Origin of the sequence: Pseudomonas sp. WS 5411, from assembly GCF_012985595.1 — a bacterium.
Lineage (GTDB): Bacteria > Pseudomonadota > Gammaproteobacteria > Pseudomonadales > Pseudomonadaceae > Aquipseudomonas > Aquipseudomonas shahriarae.
Window position 1 is genome coordinate 645,969 of the sequence record NZ_JAARMC010000001.1, and the last position, 20,190, is coordinate 666,158.

General features: G+C 61.8%; 21 protein-coding genes. 10 read left to right on the top strand and 11 right to left on the bottom strand.

The window, feature by feature from the left end:
* The first annotated feature begins 257 nt into the window (after positions 1 to 257).
* On the top strand, positions 258 to 695 hold the full coding sequence (aroQ, locus tag HBR93_RS02950; protein WP_032861827.1) for a type II 3-dehydroquinate dehydratase: 438 nt from the start codon (positions 258 to 260) through the stop codon (positions 693 to 695).
* Positions 692 to 1,546: a shikimate dehydrogenase gene (locus HBR93_RS02955; RefSeq protein WP_169959801.1), complete on the top strand. Its 855-nt coding sequence runs from the start codon at positions 692 to 694 to the stop codon at positions 1,544 to 1,546. Before aroQ ends, HBR93_RS02955 begins: the two co-directional genes overlap by 4 nt.
* Positions 1,547 to 1,608: 62 nt before the next feature.
* On the opposite strand, the gene HBR93_RS02960 is transcribed toward HBR93_RS02955, so the two are convergent.
* The gene (locus HBR93_RS02960; RefSeq protein WP_057444392.1) at positions 1,609 to 2,274 is read right to left on the bottom strand and encodes a TetR/AcrR family transcriptional regulator; all 666 of its coding nucleotides are present in this window, start codon (positions 2,272 to 2,274) and stop codon (positions 1,609 to 1,611) included.
* Between the two features lie 71 nt (positions 2,275 to 2,345).
* Entirely contained in the window at positions 2,346 to 4,241 is a 1,896-nt protein-coding gene (gene quiC / locus HBR93_RS02965) for a 3-dehydroshikimate dehydratase QuiC (RefSeq protein WP_115129053.1), read from the bottom strand.
* Between the two features lie 255 nt (positions 4,242 to 4,496).
* Between quiC and HBR93_RS02970 the strand changes: the two genes are divergently transcribed.
* Entirely contained in the window at positions 4,497 to 5,831 is a 1,335-nt protein-coding gene (locus HBR93_RS02970; protein ID WP_057441156.1) for an MFS transporter, read from the top strand.
* A 1-nt stretch (position 5,832) separates the two neighbouring features.
* Here HBR93_RS02970 and HBR93_RS02975 read toward each other — a convergent pair whose 3' ends face one another.
* Entirely contained in the window at positions 5,833 to 6,711 is an 879-nt protein-coding gene (locus tag HBR93_RS02975) for a DMT family transporter (protein ID WP_057441158.1), read from the bottom strand.
* A gap of 195 nt (positions 6,712 to 6,906) precedes the next feature.
* On the opposite strand from HBR93_RS02975, the gene HBR93_RS02980 reads away from it, so the two are divergent.
* The 3 genes from HBR93_RS02980 to HBR93_RS02990 are packed head-to-tail and all read left to right on the top strand — an operon-like array spanning position 6,907 to position 9,241.
* Positions 6,907 to 7,320 carry a hypothetical protein gene (locus HBR93_RS02980; RefSeq protein ID WP_057441161.1) on the top strand — a complete coding sequence of 138 codons (414 nt, stop codon included), beginning with the start codon at positions 6,907 to 6,909 and terminating at the stop codon, positions 7,318 to 7,320.
* Positions 7,321 to 7,372: 52 nt separating this feature from the next.
* The gene (locus HBR93_RS02985) at positions 7,373 to 8,263 is read left to right on the top strand and encodes a neutral zinc metallopeptidase (RefSeq protein WP_057441162.1); all 891 of its coding nucleotides are present in this window, start codon (positions 7,373 to 7,375) and stop codon (positions 8,261 to 8,263) included.
* Positions 8,264 to 9,241 carry an alpha/beta hydrolase gene (locus HBR93_RS02990; RefSeq protein ID WP_169959802.1) on the top strand — a complete coding sequence of 326 codons (978 nt, stop codon included), beginning with the start codon at positions 8,264 to 8,266 and terminating at the stop codon, positions 9,239 to 9,241. It abuts the gene before it with no gap.
* A 52-nt stretch (positions 9,242 to 9,293) separates the two neighbouring features.
* On the opposite strand, the gene HBR93_RS02995 is transcribed toward HBR93_RS02990, so the two are convergent.
* The 3 genes from HBR93_RS02995 to HBR93_RS03005 form a co-directional block, all read right to left on the bottom strand.
* Entirely contained in the window at positions 9,294 to 9,881 is a 588-nt protein-coding gene (locus HBR93_RS02995) for an HAD family hydrolase (RefSeq protein ID WP_057958364.1), read from the bottom strand.
* The gene (gene tesB / locus HBR93_RS03000; RefSeq protein ID WP_057441166.1) at positions 9,878 to 10,747 is read right to left on the bottom strand and encodes an acyl-CoA thioesterase II; all 870 of its coding nucleotides are present in this window, start codon (positions 10,745 to 10,747) and stop codon (positions 9,878 to 9,880) included. The genes HBR93_RS02995 and tesB overlap by 4 nt, the downstream gene beginning before the upstream one ends.
* Before the next feature lie 71 nt (positions 10,748 to 10,818).
* Positions 10,819 to 11,388: a GNAT family N-acetyltransferase gene (locus HBR93_RS03005; RefSeq protein ID WP_169959803.1), complete on the bottom strand. Its 570-nt coding sequence runs from the start codon at positions 11,386 to 11,388 to the stop codon at positions 10,819 to 10,821.
* Positions 11,389 to 11,463: 75 nt separating this feature from the next.
* Here HBR93_RS03005 and HBR93_RS03010 point away from each other — a divergent pair, with 75 nt between their 5' ends.
* On the top strand, positions 11,464 to 12,384 hold the full coding sequence (locus HBR93_RS03010; protein WP_057444410.1) for a histone deacetylase: 921 nt from the start codon (positions 11,464 to 11,466) through the stop codon (positions 12,382 to 12,384).
* 172 nt (positions 12,385 to 12,556) lie between these two features.
* Positions 12,557 to 13,792, top strand: a complete 1,236-nt coding sequence (locus HBR93_RS03015) for a TIGR03862 family flavoprotein (RefSeq protein WP_169959804.1) — start codon at positions 12,557 to 12,559, stop codon at positions 13,790 to 13,792.
* Positions 13,793 to 13,910: 118 nt separating this feature from the next.
* On the opposite strand, the gene HBR93_RS03020 is transcribed toward HBR93_RS03015, so the two are convergent.
* Positions 13,911 to 15,242 carry a DEAD/DEAH box helicase gene (locus tag HBR93_RS03020; protein ID WP_115129057.1) on the bottom strand — a complete coding sequence of 444 codons (1,332 nt, stop codon included), beginning with the start codon at positions 15,240 to 15,242 and terminating at the stop codon, positions 13,911 to 13,913.
* A 48-nt stretch (positions 15,243 to 15,290) separates the two neighbouring features.
* A complete protein-coding gene (gene yedA / locus HBR93_RS03025; protein WP_057958360.1) occupies positions 15,291 to 16,187 on the bottom strand; it encodes a drug/metabolite exporter YedA in 897 nt (298 codons plus the stop codon).
* A gap of 160 nt (positions 16,188 to 16,347) precedes the next feature.
* On the opposite strand from yedA, the gene HBR93_RS03030 reads away from it, so the two are divergent.
* Positions 16,348 to 16,806: an Lrp/AsnC family transcriptional regulator gene (locus HBR93_RS03030; protein ID WP_120734185.1), complete on the top strand. Its 459-nt coding sequence runs from the start codon at positions 16,348 to 16,350 to the stop codon at positions 16,804 to 16,806.
* A 547-nt stretch (positions 16,807 to 17,353) separates the two neighbouring features.
* Here the strand turns inward: HBR93_RS03030 and HBR93_RS03035 are convergent.
* The 3 genes from HBR93_RS03035 to HBR93_RS03045 all read right to left on the bottom strand — a co-directional run bounded on the left by HBR93_RS03035 (position 17,354) and on the right by HBR93_RS03045 (position 19,310).
* Positions 17,354 to 17,965, bottom strand: coding sequence for a 3'-5' exonuclease (locus HBR93_RS03035; protein ID WP_057441176.1), 612 nt, complete (start codon positions 17,963 to 17,965; stop codon positions 17,354 to 17,356).
* A 25-nt stretch (positions 17,966 to 17,990) separates the two neighbouring features.
* A complete protein-coding gene (locus HBR93_RS03040) occupies positions 17,991 to 18,467 on the bottom strand; it encodes an NYN domain-containing protein (protein ID WP_032861784.1) in 477 nt (158 codons plus the stop codon).
* A gap of 120 nt (positions 18,468 to 18,587) precedes the next feature.
* Positions 18,588 to 19,310: a DUF2076 domain-containing protein gene (locus HBR93_RS03045; RefSeq protein ID WP_169959805.1), complete on the bottom strand. Its 723-nt coding sequence runs from the start codon at positions 19,308 to 19,310 to the stop codon at positions 18,588 to 18,590.
* 169 nt (positions 19,311 to 19,479) lie between these two features.
* Between HBR93_RS03045 and HBR93_RS03050 the strand changes: the two genes are divergently transcribed.
* The gene (locus HBR93_RS03050; RefSeq protein ID WP_057441178.1) at positions 19,480 to 20,142 is read left to right on the top strand and encodes a YciC family protein; all 663 of its coding nucleotides are present in this window, start codon (positions 19,480 to 19,482) and stop codon (positions 20,140 to 20,142) included.
* The last annotated feature ends 48 nt before the right edge of the window (positions 20,143 to 20,190 follow it).

Here is a 20,190-nt window from a genome sequence, read left to right on the forward strand (position 1 = left end):
TGGGGGCGACCGGTCAGTGACCTGGCCCTTGAGCGCGGTGCTGCGGAGCCCGGGGGATGTAAAGCAAACAGGCGGGCATCTTAAGTTTTGTCGAGAATGGTTTCCAATTGACATCAACTCTTGGTCAGTCCCGACAGACTGCATTCACCGTTCGATAATCGAACGGTTATCTGCAGCACAGCGCTTGGCCAATTGACCAAATTAACCATTCAGTACATTTTGTCTCCATCCATAAAAACAACAGTGGAGACACCCCCATGCCGCCTATTGTGCTGGTCCTCAACGGCCCCAACCTGAACCTGCTCGGCACCCGCGAACCGGCCACCTATGGCCACGAGACCCTGGCTGACGTCGCCGCCCTATGCGGGCGTAGCGCCGAACAGTTCGGGCTGAAACTGGAGTTTCGCCAGACCAACCACGAAGGCGAGTTGCTGGACTGGATCCATGGCGCCCGCGCTCGTTGTGCGGGCATTGTGATCAACCCGGCGGCCTGGACCCATACCTCGGTGGCCATTCGCGACGCCCTGGTGGCCAGTGAGCTGCCGGTGATCGAAGTGCATTTGTCCAACGTGCATGCCCGCGAACCGTTCCGTCATCACTCTTTCGTCTCGCCCATTGCCAAGGCCGTGCTCGCCGGGTTTGGCAGCCACGGTTATCACCTGGCCCTCGAGCATTTCAGCCGGGAGCTCAAATGAAACCGCGCATTCTTGCCGGGCTGATCGGCGCCGGCATCCAGGCGTCCCGCACGCCGGCCCTGCATGAGCAGGAAGGCGATGCCCAGGGGCTGCGCTACTTGTATCGCCTGATCGACCTGGACCCGCTGCAACTGGACAGCAGCGCCCTGCCCGATCTGCTCAAGGCCGCCGAACAGATGAACTTCACCGGATTGAACATCACCTACCCATGCAAGCAAGCGATCCTGCCGTTGCTCGATGAGCTGTCGCCCGAAGCCCGGGGCATCGGCGCGGTCAACACCGTGGTCTGGCGCGATGGCAAGCGCATCGGTCACAACACCGACTGCCTGGGTTTTGCCGAAGGGTTTCGCCGTGGCCTGCATGACGCTGCGCGCCAACGCGTGGTGCAGATGGGCGCCGGTGGCGCAGGCGCGGCGGTGGCCCACGCGCTGTTGGCCGAAGGTGTCGGCCAGTTGAGTATTTTCGATATGGATCACGACCGCGCCCAAAGCCTGGCCGCCAACCTCAACCAACACTTTGGCCCTGACCGAGCGTGTGCCGGCAGCGACCTGGGTCACGCGATGGCGGCGGCTGATGGCCTGGTCAACACCACGCCCATGGGCATGGCCAAGTTACCGGGCATGCCCGTGCCAGCAGCATTGTTGCGCGCGGATTTGTGGGTCGCGGAGATCGTCTATTTCCCGCTGGAAACCGAGCTGCTACGCAACGCCCGGGCGCTGGGTTGCCGCACCCTGGATGGGGGGAATATGGCGGTGTTCCAGGCGGTGAAGGCGTTTGAGTTGTTCAGTGGTGAGAAAGCAGATGCACAAAGGATGCTCGCTCATTTCCAGAGCATGAATACTTCACTGTAGAAACCGGATCCTAATGTGGGAGCTGGCTTGCCTGCTCCCACACAATTGAATTCGGCGGTGGATCAGGCCTGCAGGTAACGCAGCACCGACTCGCAGATCATCGCCCGATGCCGCTGCTTGATTGCTTCATCCGACAATTCGATCTGAAAAATCTCACTGAAGGTATGCCGGTTGGATACCCGGTAAAAGCTGAACGAGTTGATCAGCAAATGCACATCCAGCGGCTCCAGCCCAGCGCGGAACACCCCCAGCTCCGCGCCCCGGCGCAAGGTCGCGCCCAGTGCTTCAAGGATATTGCTGTTCATCGCCTTGATCGCGTCCGACTGTTTCACATACTCGGCGTTGTGAATGTTCTCGATGCTGACAATCCGCACAAAATCCACATTCTGGTCGTGGTGGTCGAAGGTGAATTCCACCAGGCGCCGGATTGCTTCACGGGGTTCCAGTTCAGTGAGGTTCATCCGGGTTTCGGTGTTGCGGATATCCCCGTAGAGCTTTTCCAGGACCTCGACGTACAGCTGTTCCTTACTGCCGAAGTAGTAATAGATCATGCGCTTGGAGGTGTGGATGCGCTCAGCGATGGCGTCCACCCGCGCCCCCGAAAGCCCTTGCTGCACGAACTCGACAATGGCTTCTTGCAGAATGTTCTCGCGGGTCTTTTCCGGGTTGTTCTTGCGGCTCTTGCGCGGCGCCAGGGAGACGTCGGGCAGTTCGGAGGTCGGGGTCATGGTGCGCTCACGGCCATTTATGCAGGCCGTGATTATGGGCTGCCACGCCGTACGAAGGAAGCGTCAACGCCCTACAGCCTGGCCTGGCGCACTGCCCCACTGCGAGACTTGGCCATCGCCGCCAGGCGTACCGCCACATTCGCGGCGCCATAGCCGGCGTAACCGTTCTTGCGCTGGATAATCTCGAAGAAAAACCGCCCTTCAAAGGGTTCGGTGTACACGTGAAACAGCTCACCGCCCTGGGCATCACGGTCGTACAACACGTTGTAGTACGCCAGCTCGCTGAGGAACTGATCGTCGAAATCAAAACGCGCCGCCAGGTCATCGTAGTAATTGAGCGGGATATCCAGCAGCGGCACGCCCGCCTCCTTGGCCCGGCTGACCTCGGCGAAAATATCCGCGCAATCAAAGGCAATGTGATGCACGCCGGAGCCACGGTAGCTGGATAACGCGTGGGAAATCGCCGTGTTGCGGTTCTCGGAAATATTCAGCGGCAAGCGGATCGAACTGCAACGACTGCGCAGCGCCCGGCTCTTGACCAGGCCGTAGGGGTCCGGCAACACCACCTCATCGTCGGCCTCGAAATCCAGCAGGCTCTTGTAGAACAGCACCCAACTGTCGAGGCTGTCGGCCGGCAGGGCCATGGCCATATGGTCGATGCGCAGCAGCCCGCCGCCGCCGGTGCTGGCGGCCTGCAGGTTGAAATCAGTGTGGTAGATCCCGCCGGCGTGCTGGTCCACCAAGTAGATCAGGCTGCCATCCGGCGCGCGTACCGCCGCCAGCTCCAGCTCATTGGGCCCGACCAGCCCGCGATAGGGTTGGCCCTTGTAGGCCACCGCCCGTTCCAGGGCCTTGGCGCTGTCCTTGACGCGAATCGCCGTGGCGCACAACGACGGGCCATGGGCCTCGAAAAAGTTGTGGGCAAAGGAGTACGGCTCGCAGTTGAGGATCAGGTTGATATCGCCCTGGCGCAGCAGGCTCACGCTCTTGGAACGGTGCTGCCCGGCCTTGACGAAGCCCAGGCGTTGCAGCCATTGGGTCAGGCGGGCGCCGAGGTTTTCATCCACCGCAAACTCGAGGAATTCGATGCCGTCGTACTCGCTGGCAGCCGGGGTCTCAAACAGGATATCCAGCGGCGCGGCCTGTTGCTGCAGGCGTTGGCGGGTCTTCTCTTCCAGGTACAGCAACGAGCGCAAACCATCCGCCGCGTTGGCCCGGGTGGGCGCGGCGCGAAAGCCATCGTTGAAAATCTCCAGGGACAGCGGCCCGGTGTAGCCACTCTGGATGATCGGCGCGAGAAAACCCGGCAGGTCGAACTCGCCCTGGCCGGGGAAGCAGCGAAAGTGCCGGCTCCACTCCAGCACGTCCATGGCCAGCAGCGGCGCGTCGGCCATTTGCACAAAGAAGATCTTGTCGCCAGGGATCTGGGCGATAGCCGTCGGATCGCCCTTGAGCGACAAGGTATGAAAACTGTCCAGCAACACCCCGAGGCTGGGGTGGTCAATCTCGCGCACCAGTTGCCAGACCTGTTGCCAGGTGTTGACGTGCCGGCCCCAGGCCAGGGCTTCATAGCCAATGCGCAAGCCACGGCGCCCAGCGTGTTCGGCCAACAGGCTGAGGTCATCGCGCAGGATCGAATGTTCGCCCGTGGAGTCGGCAGAAGCATTGCTGCACACCAGCACCAGGTCGGTGCCCAGTTCCTGCATCAGGTCGAATTTGCGTTCGGCCCGTTCCAGGTTGCGCGCCAGGCGGTCGCGGCGACATCCTTCAAAATCACGAAACGGCTGGAACAACGTGATGGCAATGCCCAGATCGGCACACATCTGCCGCACTTCACGCGGGCTGCCGTCGTAATACAGCAAGTCGTTCTCGAAGATTTCCACCCCATCGAACCCGGCCGCAGCAATGGCTTCGAGCTTTTCCGGCAGGGTGCCGCTCAGGGAAACAGTGGCGATGGAACGTTGCATGGGGTGACTCCCGGCAATGAAGGGTGGTCTTGTTTGCGGCAAATTATTGGCCGCGCGCGATAAAGCAGCAATTCAAAATGTACCAATCAGTTAGTTTTTCGGGCGATTATCGAACACAATGGCGATTGGCGAATTGACGATTTTTTAGCCACTGCGCACCATCGAATGCGCATCCAGGGCCGCTTTTTTTAAGGCGCAAACCTGTGATCAAGACCCAGAACACACCATAAAAATTTCAAAAAACGGGTACATCTCATGCCTTCGCAAAATTCCGCCGTGGCCCCGCGCCCCGGCAACCCGCAAGCGGCCATTGGCGACAAGATTCGCGGCGCCCTCGCCGTCGGCAAAACCCGCTGGGGCATGCTGGCCCTGGTGTTTTTCGCCACCACCTTGAACTACATCGACCGCGCCGCTCTGGGCGTGATGCAACCGATCCTGGCCAAAGAGATGAGCTGGACGGCGATGGACTACGCCAACATCAACTTCTGGTTCCAGGTCGGTTATGCCATTGGTTTTGTGCTGCAAGGCCGGCTGATCGACCGCGTCGGCGTCAAGCGTGTGTTCTTCTGCGCGGTGCTGCTGTGGAGCATCGCCACCGGCGCCCACGGCCTGGCGACTTCGGCGGTGGGCTTTATGGTCTGCCGCTTTATCCTCGGCCTCACCGAAGCGGCCAACTACCCCGCCTGCGTCAAGACCACCCGCCTGTGGTTCCCCGCCGGCGAGCGCGCGGTGGCTACCGGGATCTTCAACGCCGGCACCAACGTCGGCGCCATGCTCACGCCAATGCTGTTGCCACTGGTGCTGCATGTGTGGGGCTGGCAGGCTGCATTTTTATGCATGGCTGCCCTGGGTGGGATCTGGCTGGTGTTCTGGGGCCTGAAGTACTACAACCCCGAAGACCATCCGAGCGTAAAACAGTCGGAACTGGACTACGTGCAACAGGAAGTCGAGCCCGAACAACCCCGCGTGCCCTTCAGCCGTATCCTGCGCATGCGTGGCACCTGGGCCTTCGCCATTGCCTACGCCCTGACCGCCCCGGTGTTCTGGTTCTACCTCTACTGGCTGCCGCCGTTTCTCAACCAGCAATACAGCCTGGGGATCAACGTGACCCAGATGGGCATCCCGCTGATCATCATTTACCTGACGGCAGACTTCGGCAGTGTGGGCGGCGGGATTCTGTCCTCGTTCCTGATCGGACGCGGCATGCAGCCGATCAAGGCGCGCCTGCTGTCGATGCTGCTGTTTGCCTGCTGCATCGTCGGCGTGATCATGGCCGCCGGCTCCAGCCAGCTGTGGGTCGCAGTGTTTGCCATCTCCCTGGCCATCGGCGCGCACCAGGCCTGGACCGCCAATATCTGGAGCCTGGTGATGGACTACACCCCCAAGCACATGATGAGCACGGTATTTGGCTTTGGCGGGATGTGCGCGGCGATCGGCGGGATGTTTATGACGCAGATCGTCGGCCATATCCTGACCGTGACCAATAACAACTACACCGTGCTGTTCACCCTGATCCCGGCGATGTACTTCATCGCCCTGACCTGGATGTACTTCATGGCGCCGCGCAAGATCCCCACCGTCGCGGTGTGACTCAACGCCGCCGCTGCTGCCAGGCAGCGGCCAAGCCACTCAGGCAGATCACCCCGATCCCGACCACCGTGGTCAGGTCCGGGGTGTGATTGAACACCAGCCAGCCCAACAGCCCCGCAAACACGATCTGGCAATAGCCGAACGGTGCGAGTAACGCCGGCGCGGCGAAGCGGAAGGCCTGGGTCAGCATCAAGTGCGCGGTCATCCCACAGGTGCCCAGTGCCAGCATCAACAGGCCATGGCCCAGGGTCGGTACCTGCCAGAAGAACGGCACCAGCGCGCTCATCACCAGGGTGTTGCACAGGCCGGCGAAGAAGTTGCTGGTGGTCGGGCTGTCGTACTGGCTGAGGATGCGGGTCAGCAGTTGGTAGAAACAGAAGAACAACGCCGAGACCAATGGCAACAACACCGCCGGGGTGAACAACTCACCGCCCGGGTGCACAATAATGATCACCCCGACAAACCCGCAGATCACCGCCAGCCACTGGCCCCGCGTCACATGCTCGCCCAGCAGCGGCACCGACAGGGCCGTCACCAGGATCGGCGCGAGGAAGTTCACTGCGGTGGCTTCGGCCAGCGGGATGTAATGCAGGGCAGCGGTAAAGAACAGGCTGGTGCCCAGCAGGCACAACGCCCTGGCCACCTGCAACAACGGGCGCTTGCTGCGCAGTACACGCAAGCCCGATTGCGGCAGGAAAATCCCCGCCATCAGCAGCGTATGCACCATGTACCGGGCCCATACCACCATCACGATGGGGTAAAAGCCGGCGAGGTACTTGGACAACGCGTCATGGCTGGAAAACAGAAACGTCGCCAGCACAATCAGCACGATGCCCTTGAAGGGATGGTTGACGCCGGAAAGAGGAGTGCTGAGGGTCATTGAATTCTCGTGCGTGACAGGCTGAAATGACCGCCGCAAGCAGTGGCACTCAACGCGCTAATCTAGAGCGGGTGGTGCATCGGTCTCAAGAGCATAACCAAACAGCGGGCGATCAGCGCACTAAATCGCCTAAACCCAGTCCAACGCTGCACGCCAGCCAGCCATTGCGCTTTTTTTAATCAAGGCCAATCCATTATGAAAAAAACACTGTTTATTCTCTCGACCCTTGCCCTGCTCAGTGCCTGCGATAAAACGCCCGAGCCGCCCAAGCCGGCGCCGCCTTCCGTACAAGCGACCCTGGTCCCGGAGACCCTGCCCACCGACAAATGGGTCGGCAAGTGGATCGGCGTCGAAGGCCTGCACCTGACCGTCAGCAAGGACGACAGCATCGGCCGCGGGCATTACCTGCTGAGCATGCAGTACGGCCTCGATGCCGACGCCTCCGGCACCTTCAAGGGCCAGGCCAGCGAAGACGGCATCACCTTCAACCGCCCGGACGGCCCGCAAATGCTGCGTGCCGGCGACGGCGCCGCCACCGGTTTGAAATGGCTGGCTGATAAAAAAGATTGCCTGGTGGTCAATACGGGCGAAGGGTATTGCCGCGAATAACGGCCATACTCAATCACGGCGCTAACAACACGATCATCAAGAGGATTGCCCCATGCTATGGAAAAAGGGTCGACGCAGCGACAACGTGGTCGACGCGCGCAATGACGGCGGCGGCGGTGGCGGCGGCATGCGTTTTGGGGGTGGCAAGGGCCTGAGCCTGACCGCCATTGTGCTGATCGTCGGCATCGGCCTGCTCACCGGCCAGGACCCGATGCAGATCCTCGGGCAACTGAGCGGCCAGATGACCGAACAGGCCCCTTCGGTCAGCCCGCAAACACGCCAGGCGCCGCCCGCCAATGATGAGCAGGCGGATTTCGTACGCGCCGTGCTGGGCGACACCGAAGACACCTTTGGCCAGGTGTTCCAGGAAAACGGCCTGACTTACAAGAACCCCAAGCTGATCCTGTTCCGTGGCCGGGTGAATTCCGCCTGCGGTGGCGCGACCTCCGCCAGCGGCCCGTTCTATTGCCCGGCCGACCAGCAGGTCTACCTGGACCTGGATTTCTTCCGCGAAATGTCCCAGCGCTTCCAGGCGGCCGGCGACTTTGCCCAGGCCTATGTGATCGCCCACGAAGTCGGCCACCACGTGCAAACCCTGCTGGGCATTTCCTCGAAAATCCAGGTCGCACGCCAGCAAGGCCGGCAGATGCAGGGCGATGGTGGCCTGCTGGTCCGCCAGGAACTGCAAGCCGACTGTTTCGCCGGGGTCTGGGCCAACCGCGCGCAAAAGCGCCTGAACTGGCTGGAACCGGGCGATATCGAAGAAGCGCTGAACGCCGCCAACGCCATCGGCGACGACCGATTGCAGCAACAGGGCCAGGGCCGTGTGGTTCCCGACTCGTTCACCCACGGCACGTCGCAACAGCGGGTTCGCTGGTTCAAGACCGGGTTTGCCCAGGGCCAGATCAGCCAATGCGACACCTTTTCGGCCAAAAGTCTGTAAATGAGTAAACGAGCCGGATGGCTGCTGGGGTTGATGATCGGTTGCGCCACCACCCCCTTCGCCGCCGGGCAGGCGGTCAAGGTCGTCAGCCCCGAGCGTTTCTCCCTGCAAGCCGGCGACCTGAGCCTGGGCCTTAGCCAGGACTGGCGCCAGCCGCTACCGCAGATCACTCGGGCGCTGATCATCGTGCATGGGCGCCTGCGCAACGCCCAAACCTACTTCAAAAGCGCCGAAGACGCCGCCGCCCACGCGGGGCAAGGCGCCAACACCCTGGTGATCGCACCGCAGTTTCTCAACGATGCCGATATCCAGCGCCATCACCTGGGCGACAGCGTACTGCGCTGGCACGGCAATGGATGGATGGCGGGCGATTCGTCAATCGGTCATGGCCAGATCAGTTCCTACGGCGCCCTGGACCAGATCATCAAGCACCTGGGCAACCGCCAACTGTTCCCGGCCCTCAAGGAAATAGTGGTCGCCGGGCATTCCGGTGGCGGCCAGGTGGTACAGCGCTTTGCCCTGACCGGCCATGATCACCCGGCCCTGCAAGCCGCAGGCATCAGCCTGCGCTATGTGATCGCCAACCCATCGTCCTACGCCTACTTCAGCCCGCAGCGCCCAGTGCAGTTAGCGCCGGGCAGTTGCCCGCAGTTCAATGACTGGAAGTACGGCATGCAAAAACTGCCGGCCTACGCCAACGGCCAAAGCCCCCAGCAACTGGAAAAAGCCTACGCCGCGCGGGATATCACCTACCTGCTGGGCCAGCAGGACACCGACCCCAACCACCCGGCCCTGGACAAGAGCTGCGCGGCCGAGACCCAAGGCGCGTATCGGCTGATTCGCGGGCACAACTACTTTGACTACCTCAAGCAGCGGCATCCGCAGTTGAGCCAGAGGTTGGTTGAAGTGCCTGGGGTTGGGCATGACGGCGACAAGATGTTTACCTCGCCGCTGGGGCAGAAGGCCTTGTTCCACTAATCCCCCAGGGAAAACCCAAGCCAGCTCCTACCGGTGATGTGTGGTGTCGGGGCTAGATCATCTGGCGCAATGCCGCGCAGTCTTGCGCATGCCAATCTGCCAGTTCCGGCCATGGGTTTTCGGGCAGGTTGACCAGCACCGTCCGCGTCCCCGCCGCCCGGCCGCAATCCAGGTCGAAGCGATAGTCGCCCACCATGACCATCTCGGCCGGCGCCACATCCCAGGCCTGGGCCAGTTTCAACAGGCCACCGGGATCAGGCTTGGGCGGGGCGTCGTCGCGGCCCAGCACATCTTCCACGGCAAAACAGTCCGCCAGGCCGATGGCTTTCAAGGTGATGTGCGCCAGCTCCTGGGCGTTGCGCGTCAGGATCCCCAGGCGACAGCCCCGTGCTGCCAGGTCGCGCACCAACTCCACCGCGCCCGTGGCCGCTACCGAGCCCAGCGCCAGTTCGCGCTCATGCTCCAGCAACCAGGCATGCTTGGCCGCCGCCTCCGCTGCTGGCAACGCAGCCAGGTGGGTGAGAATGTCATCGGCAGGCGGAATATCCAGGGCCACGCGGATCGCCGCAAAATCATGCACGGCCACCGTGAGGGTGCCGTCCATGTCGAACACCCAGTGTTTTACGTCCGTGAGGCTCATGCCCAATCCTTGCGATGGCGAATCAGGCCTTCCTGGGTCACCGAGGCCACCAGTTGGCCCGCGCGGTTATACACGCTGCCACGGGAGAACCCGCGGGAATTGCCGGCCCATGGGCTGTCCATGGCGTACAGCAACCAGTCATCGGCCCGCAGGTCGGCGTGGAACCACAGCGCATGGTCAAGGCTGGCCACTTGCATGTCCTTCTGCCACACGGTCTTGCCATGGGGCAGCAACGAGGTGGTCAGCAGGCCGAAGTCCGAGGCGTAGGCCAGCAGATATTTATGCAGCGCCGGCAAATCGGCCAGGGCGCCATCGGCGCGAAACCACACATACTTGACCGGGTCGGACGGCTGCGGGTTGTACGGATCTTTTTCGGTCACCGGGCGCACTTCAATCGGCTTGGGGCACAGCAGTTTTTCGCGCATGGTCTCGGGGATCAGGTGCGCACGCTGCCGGGTCAGTTCCAGCTCCGACGGCAGGTTCTCCGGGCCCACCACCACCGGCATGGTGGTCTGGTGCTCGAAGCCTTCTTCGTCGTACTGGAACGAGGCGCTGCAGGTGAAGATCGGGTTGCCCTTCTGGATCGCCGTCACCCGGCGCGTGCTGAAGCTGCCACCATCGCGCACCCGGTCCACTTGATAGACCACTGGCAGCCCAGCGTCGCCAGGGCGCAGGAAATAGCCGTGCAACGAATGCACATGCCGCGCTTCTTCGACGGTCTGGCTGGCTGCCGACAGCGACTGGCCCAAGACCTGACCGCCGAACAGTTGGCGAAAGCCCAAGTCCTGGCTGCGGCCGCGGAAGAGGTTTTCTTCAATCGGTTCCAGGGTCAGCAAGTCGACCAGATCTTCCAACACTTGGCTCATTCAAACTCTCCTCACACAAAGCAAAACCGCGCAGTCTTGGCTGCGGCGGGTAATAACATCGGGCGGCCTGCCTATCCGTGCAGCGTATCCAACCATTGGGCGCGAGTGATGCGGTACAACACATGATGGCGCAGCGGATCGTCCGCCGCGAGCCTGGGGTGCTGAAAATCTGCCGCCGGATCGTAATGCATACCGATGGCCTGCATGACTTTCTGCGACGGCAGGTTGGCCTCGGTGGTGAAGGCCACTATCTCTTCCAACTGCAAACGGTCAAAACCACAACGCAATGCAGTCCAGGCCGCTTCACTGGCAAAACCCAGGCCCCAGTGCTCGCGGGCCAGGCGCCAGCCAATCTCCACCGCCGGGGTGAAGTCGGCTTCAAAGCCGACATTCATCAACCCCGTCAGGCCGATAAATTCGCCGCTGTCCTTACGCTCCAGGGCCCACGCACCAAACCCATACTCGGCAAAATGCCCACGTATTCGCCCGATCAATGCCGCGCTTTCCAGGCGGTCCAGGGGTGCCGGGAAATAGCGCATCACCTGCGGGTCGGCGCACATCCGGGCAAACTCCGGCAAATCGCTGTCGCGCCATTGGCGCAACACCAGGCGCGCGCTTTCCAACTGCAGTATCGGCTCCATCGTTCCCCTCCCTTGCCATGTGCGTGAGTGTACAGCGCTGTTAAGATCCGTCGCTGGTTCCTGTCAGAAATTGCCATGCCTTTGCCATTGATCTACCACGACGACTACAGCCCCGAGTTCCCGGCGGATCATCGCTTCCCCATGGATAAATTCCGGCTGCTGCGCGATCACCTGGTCGACAGCGGCCTGACCCAGGACAGCCAACTGCTGCGCCCCGAATTGTGCCCGGCCCAAGTGCTCGCCCTGGCCCATGACCCTGGCTATATCGAACGTTATATGAGCGGTGAGTTGTCCCGCGAAGACCAGCGGCGCCTGGGCCTGCCCTGGAGCGAAGCCCTGGCCCGACGCACCGTGCGCGCGGTCGGTGGCTCGTTGCTGGCGGCCGAGCAGGCCCTGGAACATGGCCTGGCCTGCCACCTGGCGGGCGGCACCCACCACGCCCATTACGATTACCCGGCGGGCTTTTGCATCTTCAATGACCTGGCGGTGATCAGCCATTTCCTACTGGCCAGTGGGCGAGTCAATCGGGTGCTGATCTTCGACTGTGACGTGCACCAAGGCGACGGCACCGCGCGCATCCTCCATGACACACCGGACGCCATTACCGTGTCTCTGCACTGCGAAAAGAACTTCCCAGCGCGCAAGGCCGCCAGCGACTGGGATATCCCGCTGCCCATGGGCATGGGCGACGCCGACTACCTCACGGTGGTGGACGATGCCCTCAACTACCTGCTGCCGCTGTATCAGCCCGACCTGGTGCTGTATGACGCGGGCGTCGATGTGCATAAGGACGACGCCCTCGGCTACCTCAAGCTGACAGACGCAGGCGTCGCCGCCCGTGACGAAAGCGTGATGCGCCATTGCCTGGGCCGCGATATCCCGGTGGTGGGCGTGATCGGTGGCGGCTACAGCAAGGACCGCCACGCCCTGGCCCGGCGCCACGGCATCCTGCACCACAGTGCGCAACGGGTGTGGACGTCATCAGGTTGTCATTGAAACCTGGGCGTTACCCACAATGCCTGTGGAACGGCCTGTGGATAACTTGAGCGTAACCACCTGTAAGGCAGGCACCACATAGCATGTAGGAAGGTGTACGTTTTTTGATCAGGCAGTTTCGCGGTCCTCGGGTAGAATGCTCGCCCTACTTCGCCGAACCGCAGTCACCCCCATGCCTCAGATCCCAGCCCAGCCTTTTCACGTCACGATCATCGGCGGCGGCCCCGCCGGGCTGATGGCTGCCGAAGTCCTGAGCCAGGCCGGGGTCCGGGTGGACCTGTATGACGGCATGCCATCGGTGGGGCGCAAGTTCCTGCTGGCGGGCGTGGGCGGCATGAATATCACCCACTCCGAAGCCTACCCGGCATTTCTTTCACGCTACGCCGAACGCGCGTCGGACATTGCCCCCTTGCTGCGCCAGTTTGGTGCCGAGGCGTTGTGCGAGTGGATTCATGGCTTGGGCATCGAAACCTTTGTCGGCAGCTCCGGCCGTGTGTTTCCTACCGACATGAAAGCCGCCCCCCTGCTGCGCGCCTGGCTCAAGCGCCTGCGCGACCAGGGGGTAGTTATCCACACCCGGCATCGCTGGCTGGGCTGGAATGCCCACGGCGGTTTAATTATCCACAGCCCGGAGGGCGAGAAGACTGTCCACAACGATGCCGTACTGCTGGCCCTCGGTGGTGGCAGTTGGTCGCGCCTGGGCTCGGACGGCGCCTGGCTCAAATTGCTGGAACACCAAGGCGTGCCCTGCACCCCGCTGCAGCCCAGCAACTGCGGCTTCGAGGTGTCAGCCTGGAGCGAATTAATGGTGAGCAAATTCGCCGGCGCGCCGCTGAAAAACGTCGCCATAGGGTTGGCGGATGACAAACCCCGCCTGGGCGAATGCGTGATCACCGCGACCGGTATCGAAGGCAGTCTGATCTACGCGCTGTCGGCGCCGATTCGCGAAGCGATCCACCGCGACGGTTCAGCCACCGTGCACATCGACCTGCTGCCGGGCAAGCCGCTGGACAAGGTGCAGGCCGCATTGGCCAAGCCCCGTGGCTCACGCTCGATGAGCAAGCATTTGCACAGCCAGTTGGGCCTGGATGGGGTAAAGGCTGCGCTGTTACGCGAGTTGGCGCCCACAGGTCACTTCAATGATCCGGCGCAGTTGGCTGTGGATATCAAGGCACTGCCACTGACGCTGGTAAAAACCCGGCCGATGGATGAAGCCATCAGCACCGCCGGCGGCGTACCGTTTGAAGCGCTGGATGAGCGCTTGATGCTCACGCAGCTACCGGGGGTATTTTGTGCCGGGGAGATGCTGGACTGGGAGGCACCGACAGGTGGGTATTTACTGACGGGGTGTTTTGCCAGTGGGCGGATGGCGGGGCGTGGCATGCTGGAGTGGCTCCAGCGCCGATAGTTGCGGGCAGCTCAGGTCCGCCTTCGCAGGCAAGCCAGCTCCCACATTTTGATCTGTGAACACATTCAAATGTGGGAGCTGCTTGCCTGCGATGAGGCCCTGACAGACGCCAAAGAAGTTACTTCTTCTTACGCGGCCCGGTATTAAACACAGGCACCTTGCGCACCGGCTTGATCGACGGCTCCGCCGCCACTTCCCCGCTTTCCACCCACTTGCCCAGGTTGCGCTTACCGCCACCACCAGACGTCTTAGGCTTCTTCGGTTTTTTCGGCTTCTTCACCACCTGCCCGCTAGCATCGGTGTCGGGCACGCGGTGCTCCGGTTCGAAGTCCTGTTCCATTTTGCGGGTCAGGGTCTGGCGGGTCAGCATCTCGATGGCCGAGAGCATGTTCACTTCGTCGGCACAGACCAGGGAAATCGCCTCGCCGGTGTTGCCGGCCCGGCCAGTACGGCCGATACGGTGGATGTAGTCCTCGGCGACGATGGGCAGGTCAAAGTTGACCACCATCGGCAAATCTTCGATATCCAGGCCACGGGCCGCCACATCAGTGGCCACCAGGATCTGCACCTCGCTGGCCTTGAAACGGTCCAGTGCCCGCTGGCGCGTGGCTTGTGGCTTGTCGCCGTGGATACCGTCGGCATTGATCCCCAGGCCTTGTAGCTTGTCTACCAATGCATCCACACCGTTGCGGGTCTTGGCGAACACCAGCACCTGCTTCCACTTGCCCTTGCGCATCAGATGCACAAACAGCTCCGCCTTGCGCTTCTTGTCCACCGGCACCACCCATTGCTTGACGGTGTTGGCAGCGACGTTGCGCGGGCTGACTTCGATGCTCAGCGGGTCAATAAGCATCTGCCCGGCCAGCAGGCGGATGTCATCGGAGAAGGTCGCAGAAAACAGCAGGGTCTGACGCTTTTTCGGCAGCATGCGGTAAATGTTCGCCAGCTCTTCGGAAAAACCCAGGTCGAGCATGCGGTCGGCTTCATCCAGCACCAGGGTTTGCAGCTGATTGAGTTTCAGCGCGTTCTGGCGGAACAGGTCGATCAGGCGACCAGGGGTGGCCACCAGCACGTCGACCCCCTTGCGCAGCTTCATCATTTGCGGGTTGATGCTGACGCCGCCATACACCGCGTAGGTGGTCAACGGCAGGTGCTCGGCGTACTGGGCGACGCTGGCGTGAACCTGCTCGGCCAGCTCGCGGGTCGGGCACAGGATCAGCGCACGCACCGAGTTGGCGGTGACTTTTGGCCCTTCCATGGTCAACAGTTGCAGGAGCGGCACGGCGAAGCCGGCAGTCTTGCCGGTGCCGGTCTGGGCCGCAGCCATCAGGTCGCGACCGGCCAGCACCGCAGGAATGGCTTGCGCCTGCACCGGCGTCGGGGTCTGGTAGCCAAGCGCCTCAAGGGCGCGCAGCAAGGGTTCGATCAGGCCAAGTGTGGCGAAAGTCATGTGTTTACCGTAGGAAAAATTCAGCGCAAGGGCGTAATGCGCGGCAGTTTACCTTATTTCCGGCTTCGGCTTGCGCCACTGGGGCAGGCTGATCAACAACACGGCGCTGATAATCACCAACATCGCCAGGGCTTCTTCCAGGCCAATGGTCTCGCCGACAAACACGATGCCCAGCAACACCGCCACCGCCGGGTTGACGTAGGCATAGCTGGTGGCCGCTGCCGGACGCACGTGCTTGAGCAGGTACATATAAGCGTTGAAGGCGATGATCGAGCCAAATACGGTCAGATAAGCCAGGGCCAGCCAGCCTTCCACCGGGGGCATCGCTTGCAGGTGCTCGCCCTTGAGTGCACTTCCGATCAGCAGCACCACCCCGGCGATCAGCATTTCGGCGGCGCTGGCCATGGCGCCCTGGGGCAACGGCAAGTGCCGGCTCCATACCGAACCAAAAGCCCAGGAAGCGGCGGCAAACAACAGCAGCCCAGCGCCCAACGGGCTCGATTGCAGGTTGGAGCCCATATTGAGCATGGCAATGCCGATCATCCCCAGAATCACCCCGGCCCACTCCAGACGGGTATTACGCGCGCCCCAGAAATATCCACAGAGCAAGGTAAACAACGGCACCGTCGCCACGGCCAGCGCAGCGACACCGGAAGTCACGCCGCTGTGTTCAGCCACACTCACTGCGCCATTACCGAAGGTCAGCAGCAAGATGCCGATCATGCCCGCGGCCTTCCACTGCGCCCAGGTCGGTGCCGGCACCCCGCGCCAGCGCAGGTAGCCATACATCAGCGCCCCTGCAGTACAGAAGCGAATACCCGCCAACATCAGCGGCGGCCAGTACTCCACGCCAATACGGATCACCAGGTAAGTAGACCCCCAAATCACATACAGCGCAAAAAAAGCTGCGATCAACGGTAAGGGAAAACGACGTGGGCCAGGCATGGGCAGCTCTGCAGCAGGACAAGGGATCGTTATTTTAGAAATCCACACCAGTAAACATAAGTTACAAAACCTGTTTAAAGCGCCCATACACTTTTCAAATCATGGTTATCAGGGCTATAAGCCTTGTATTCGAAAGCCCGCCATTGCCAGAGCCTTATTCATGGACAAATACGATCGCATGCTCCTCAGCGCCCTGCTCAAGGATGGTCGCGCCACTTACGCGCAACTGGCCCGCACCGTAAACCTCTCCGCCCCCGCCGTGGCTGAACGCGTGGCCAAGCTGGAGGCCAGCGGAGTGATCACCGGTTACCAGGCCAAGGTCGACCTGTCCAAGATCGGCCTGCCGATCCAGTGCACGATTGAACTGCGCTTGACCAAAAACGGCAGCCAGAAAGTCTACGACGCGCTGGCAGAAATCCCCGAACTGACCGAATGCCATCGGGTCACCGGCGACCCCTGCGTGATCATGCAGGCGGCGGTGGGTTCGATGCCGGAACTGGAAAGCCTGATCAACCGGGTGGCGAAATTCGGGTTCAGCAAAACCTCGATCATCTTGTCGAGCGCCGTAGAGCGGCGGTTGCCGTTGGGGTATTTGGAGGGAAAGAATGGCAGCGCCTGAACGAGCGCTATCGCGGGCAAGCCCGGCTCCCACAGTTGACCCGATTGCCCGGGCTGGATGCGATCCCATGTGGGAGCTGGCTTGCCTGCGATAGCGGTGTATCAGGCCAAAATATCTCAACTGACACACCACCATCGCGAGCACACCCGGCCCCACAGCTAACCCGATTGCCCGGGCTGGATGCGATCCCATGTGGGAGCTGGCTTGCCTGCGATAGCGGTGTATCAGGCCAAAATATCTCAACTGACGCATCACCATCGCGAGCACACCCGGCCCCACAGCTAACCCGATTGCCCGGACTGGATGCGATCCCATGTGGGAGCTGGCTTGCCTGCGATAGCGGTGTATCAGGCCAAAATATCTCAACTGACACACCACCATCGCGAGCACACCCGGCCCCCACAGTTGACCCGATTGCCCGGACTGGATGCGATCCCATGTGGGAGCTGGCTTGCCTGCGATAGCGGTGTATCAGCCACGAATACACCAACTGGCCTACCCACACCCGACGCCCACATTTTGCTCTTTATCGTTCTGAGAATCGGGATCAGAACCCGCGATGTTTCTTCAGATGGTCATTGATCTTCGCTGCCGGCACTTTTTGCAGGCTGCACAGCAGATCATGGGTCAACTCGCGCAAGCCGTGGGTGCGGCGCAGTTCCTGGGCCAGGTGGGCGGTGAGGTTGGCCGCCATTTCCGCATCCGCCATCGCCCGGTGAGCCTTGCCGGTGTGGGGCAATTGCGCATAGGACGTCAGGGTGCCGAGTTTGTGGTTGGGCGCCGTGGGCATCAGCCGGCGGGCCAGGAGCAGCGAGCAGGCGAATTTTTGCAGGCGGGTGCGGCGGATCAGGCCCAGTTCGAAGTCCCAGAACTTCTGGTCGAACGCGGCGTTGTGCGCCAGTAGCGGCGTGGTGCCGACAAATTCATTGACCTCGTTCATCACCCGCTCGGCCGGCGGCGCGCTGCGCAGCATGGCATTGCTGATGCCGGTCAGTTGCTCGATAAACCCCGGCACGCGCACACCGGCGTTCATCAGGCTCTGGTAGCGGTCCACGATCTGGCCCTGCTCCAGGATGACCACGGCGATTTCCGTGGCCCGGCAACTGCTGCTCGGCGAGATGCCGGTGGTTTCAAAGTCGATGACCGCTATACGTTCCAAACCTGTTCCAACCCCATCTGAAAATCTATTTGAGCAACAACGCGCCTTCGATAGGCACGTAGCGGCTGGCCGCGCGGATCAACGAATTGGCCGTCAGCCCCGGCACGCCGTAGGCCACGGCTTCGACGCCATGTTTATGGATGATGCGGTCGAGCAACATATCGAAATCTCCATCACCCGAGGCCAGCACCACTTCGTCGACATGGGCGGCGGCGTCCATGATGTCGATGGTGATGCCCACGTCCCAGTCGCCCTTGGCCGAGCCATCGCTGCGCTGGATGTACGGCTTGAGCTTCACGGTAAAGCCCAGGTTGCGCAGGATCTGCTGGAATTGCTGCTGCTTGCTGTCGCCACGGTCGATGGCATAGGCGTACGCCTCGACGATCTGCCCGCGCTGGCTGATATCGGCCCACAGGGCGGCGTAGTTGAAGTGGCAACCATAGGCCTGGCGCACGGTGTAATAGAGGTTCTGCACATCGGCGAACACTGCAATTTTTTTCACCGTATATCCTCATCGCACTGGCGGACGTGATGGCCCGCAAAGGTCGTCAGTATGCCAGCCAAGAGGAGGTTTCCGAGAAAAATCAGACCGGGGCGACAGCGCGCCCCGGTTCAGTGGGTGTCAGACGAAGGAGTCGTCGTCGCCAAAGAAGGAAGAATCGTCGGCATAACCGCTGTCGGCGCTGTCATTGTCAGCGAAACGCTGCTCGTCATTGCCCCAGCCGCCGTTGTCACTGGCAGGTGCCGGCTCTTCGCGAACGATCTCTTCCACCACCTGCGTCTGCTGGTTGTGGCTGAACAGGCTGCTGATGCCTTGGGCCAGCATCACCCCCCCGGCCACCCCGGCGGCGGTTTTCAGGGCGCCACCGAGAAAACCACCACCTGCGGGCGCCGCCTGCTGGGGTTGCTGATAGTTCTGTTGTGGGGTGCCAAAGCTCTGTTGCGGCGTCGGCGCGCTGAAGCCGGGCCGAGTCGGCTCGCGCCAACCACCCGCGCCAGAGGCCGGCGCGCTCGGCGCAGGCTGCGGCTCGCGGGAGCTGCCGCCAAAGATGCTCGACAGGAACCCACCACCGCTGGTGGCCGGCTGCGTTGTCTTGGCCCGTTGCAGTTCATCCTGCAATTGCTGGATCTGTTGCGCCTGCTGCTTGTTCTGCGCATCCAGGCTTTTGATCGCGGCTTCCTGCACCAGAATCGCCTGAGTCATGAAATACCCGGCGGCCGGTTGGCGAGTGATGTGCTCCTTGATCCGCGCTTCTGCCTGGGCGTCGCGGGGGGCTGAGTCCGTTTCGGCTTGCTGCAACCGTGAAAACAGTCCGTCGATCAGGGTTTGCTCTTCGCTGTTCATGGCGACCTCGTTAGATTGCCGGTAAAAATCTGCGTCCCGCCCGCAATGGGCAAGGTACGCCACCAGTAATGGGGCTGGCCTGCGGCGTTTCAATGATCTTTACCCAAGGTTTACGTTTGTCGGTGATCGGTTAAAGTGTCCGCTGCTTTTTCCGCCTGTGATGACTTTGATGAATCCGTTGACCGTTCTGCGCGACTCTTTCTACTTTTTCCAGCGCAACCTGGGCGCCATCGTGCAGTTGTGCCTGCCCTTGGTGATCCTCGAGGCCGTGCTGCAACAAGTGCTCGATCGCACCCTGGGCCCGGAGGCGTTTACCGGCTACAGCATGATCGTGGGTTTGCTGGTGTATCCGCTGTACACCGCCGCCCTGATCCTGTTTCTCGACGCCCGCAGCCGTGGCGAGTCGCCGCGCACCGCCGCCGTGCTGGCCATGGCGCTGACCTTGTGGCCACGCTACGCGTTGCTGACGGCCATGAGCACCCTGCTGATTCTGCTGGGGCTGTCGTTGTATTTCCTGCCGGGGCTGTGGCTGATGGTCACCCTGGCCTTCGCCGAGTACTTGCTGGTGCTGCGCGGGATGCCCGCGCTGGCGGCGATGAAGGAAAGTTTCCGTCTGACCCGTGGGCATTTTCTGCGCATCCTGGTCTGCCTGTTGTGCGTGATGACCCCACTGTGGCTGCTCAAGGGTGCCAGCGTCGCAGCCTGGCCCGACCCGCAGAACCCGCTGCTGGCGGTGCTGATCGACAGTGCCCATAGCTTCTTGCAGCTGTTTACCAGCGTAGTGCTGTTCCGCCTGTTCATGCTGATCGCCGGTGATGCCGACGCTCGCTAACGTGCTCCCTGGGCTCCCGGCCACCGGTCGGGTATGCTCGGGGCCTGT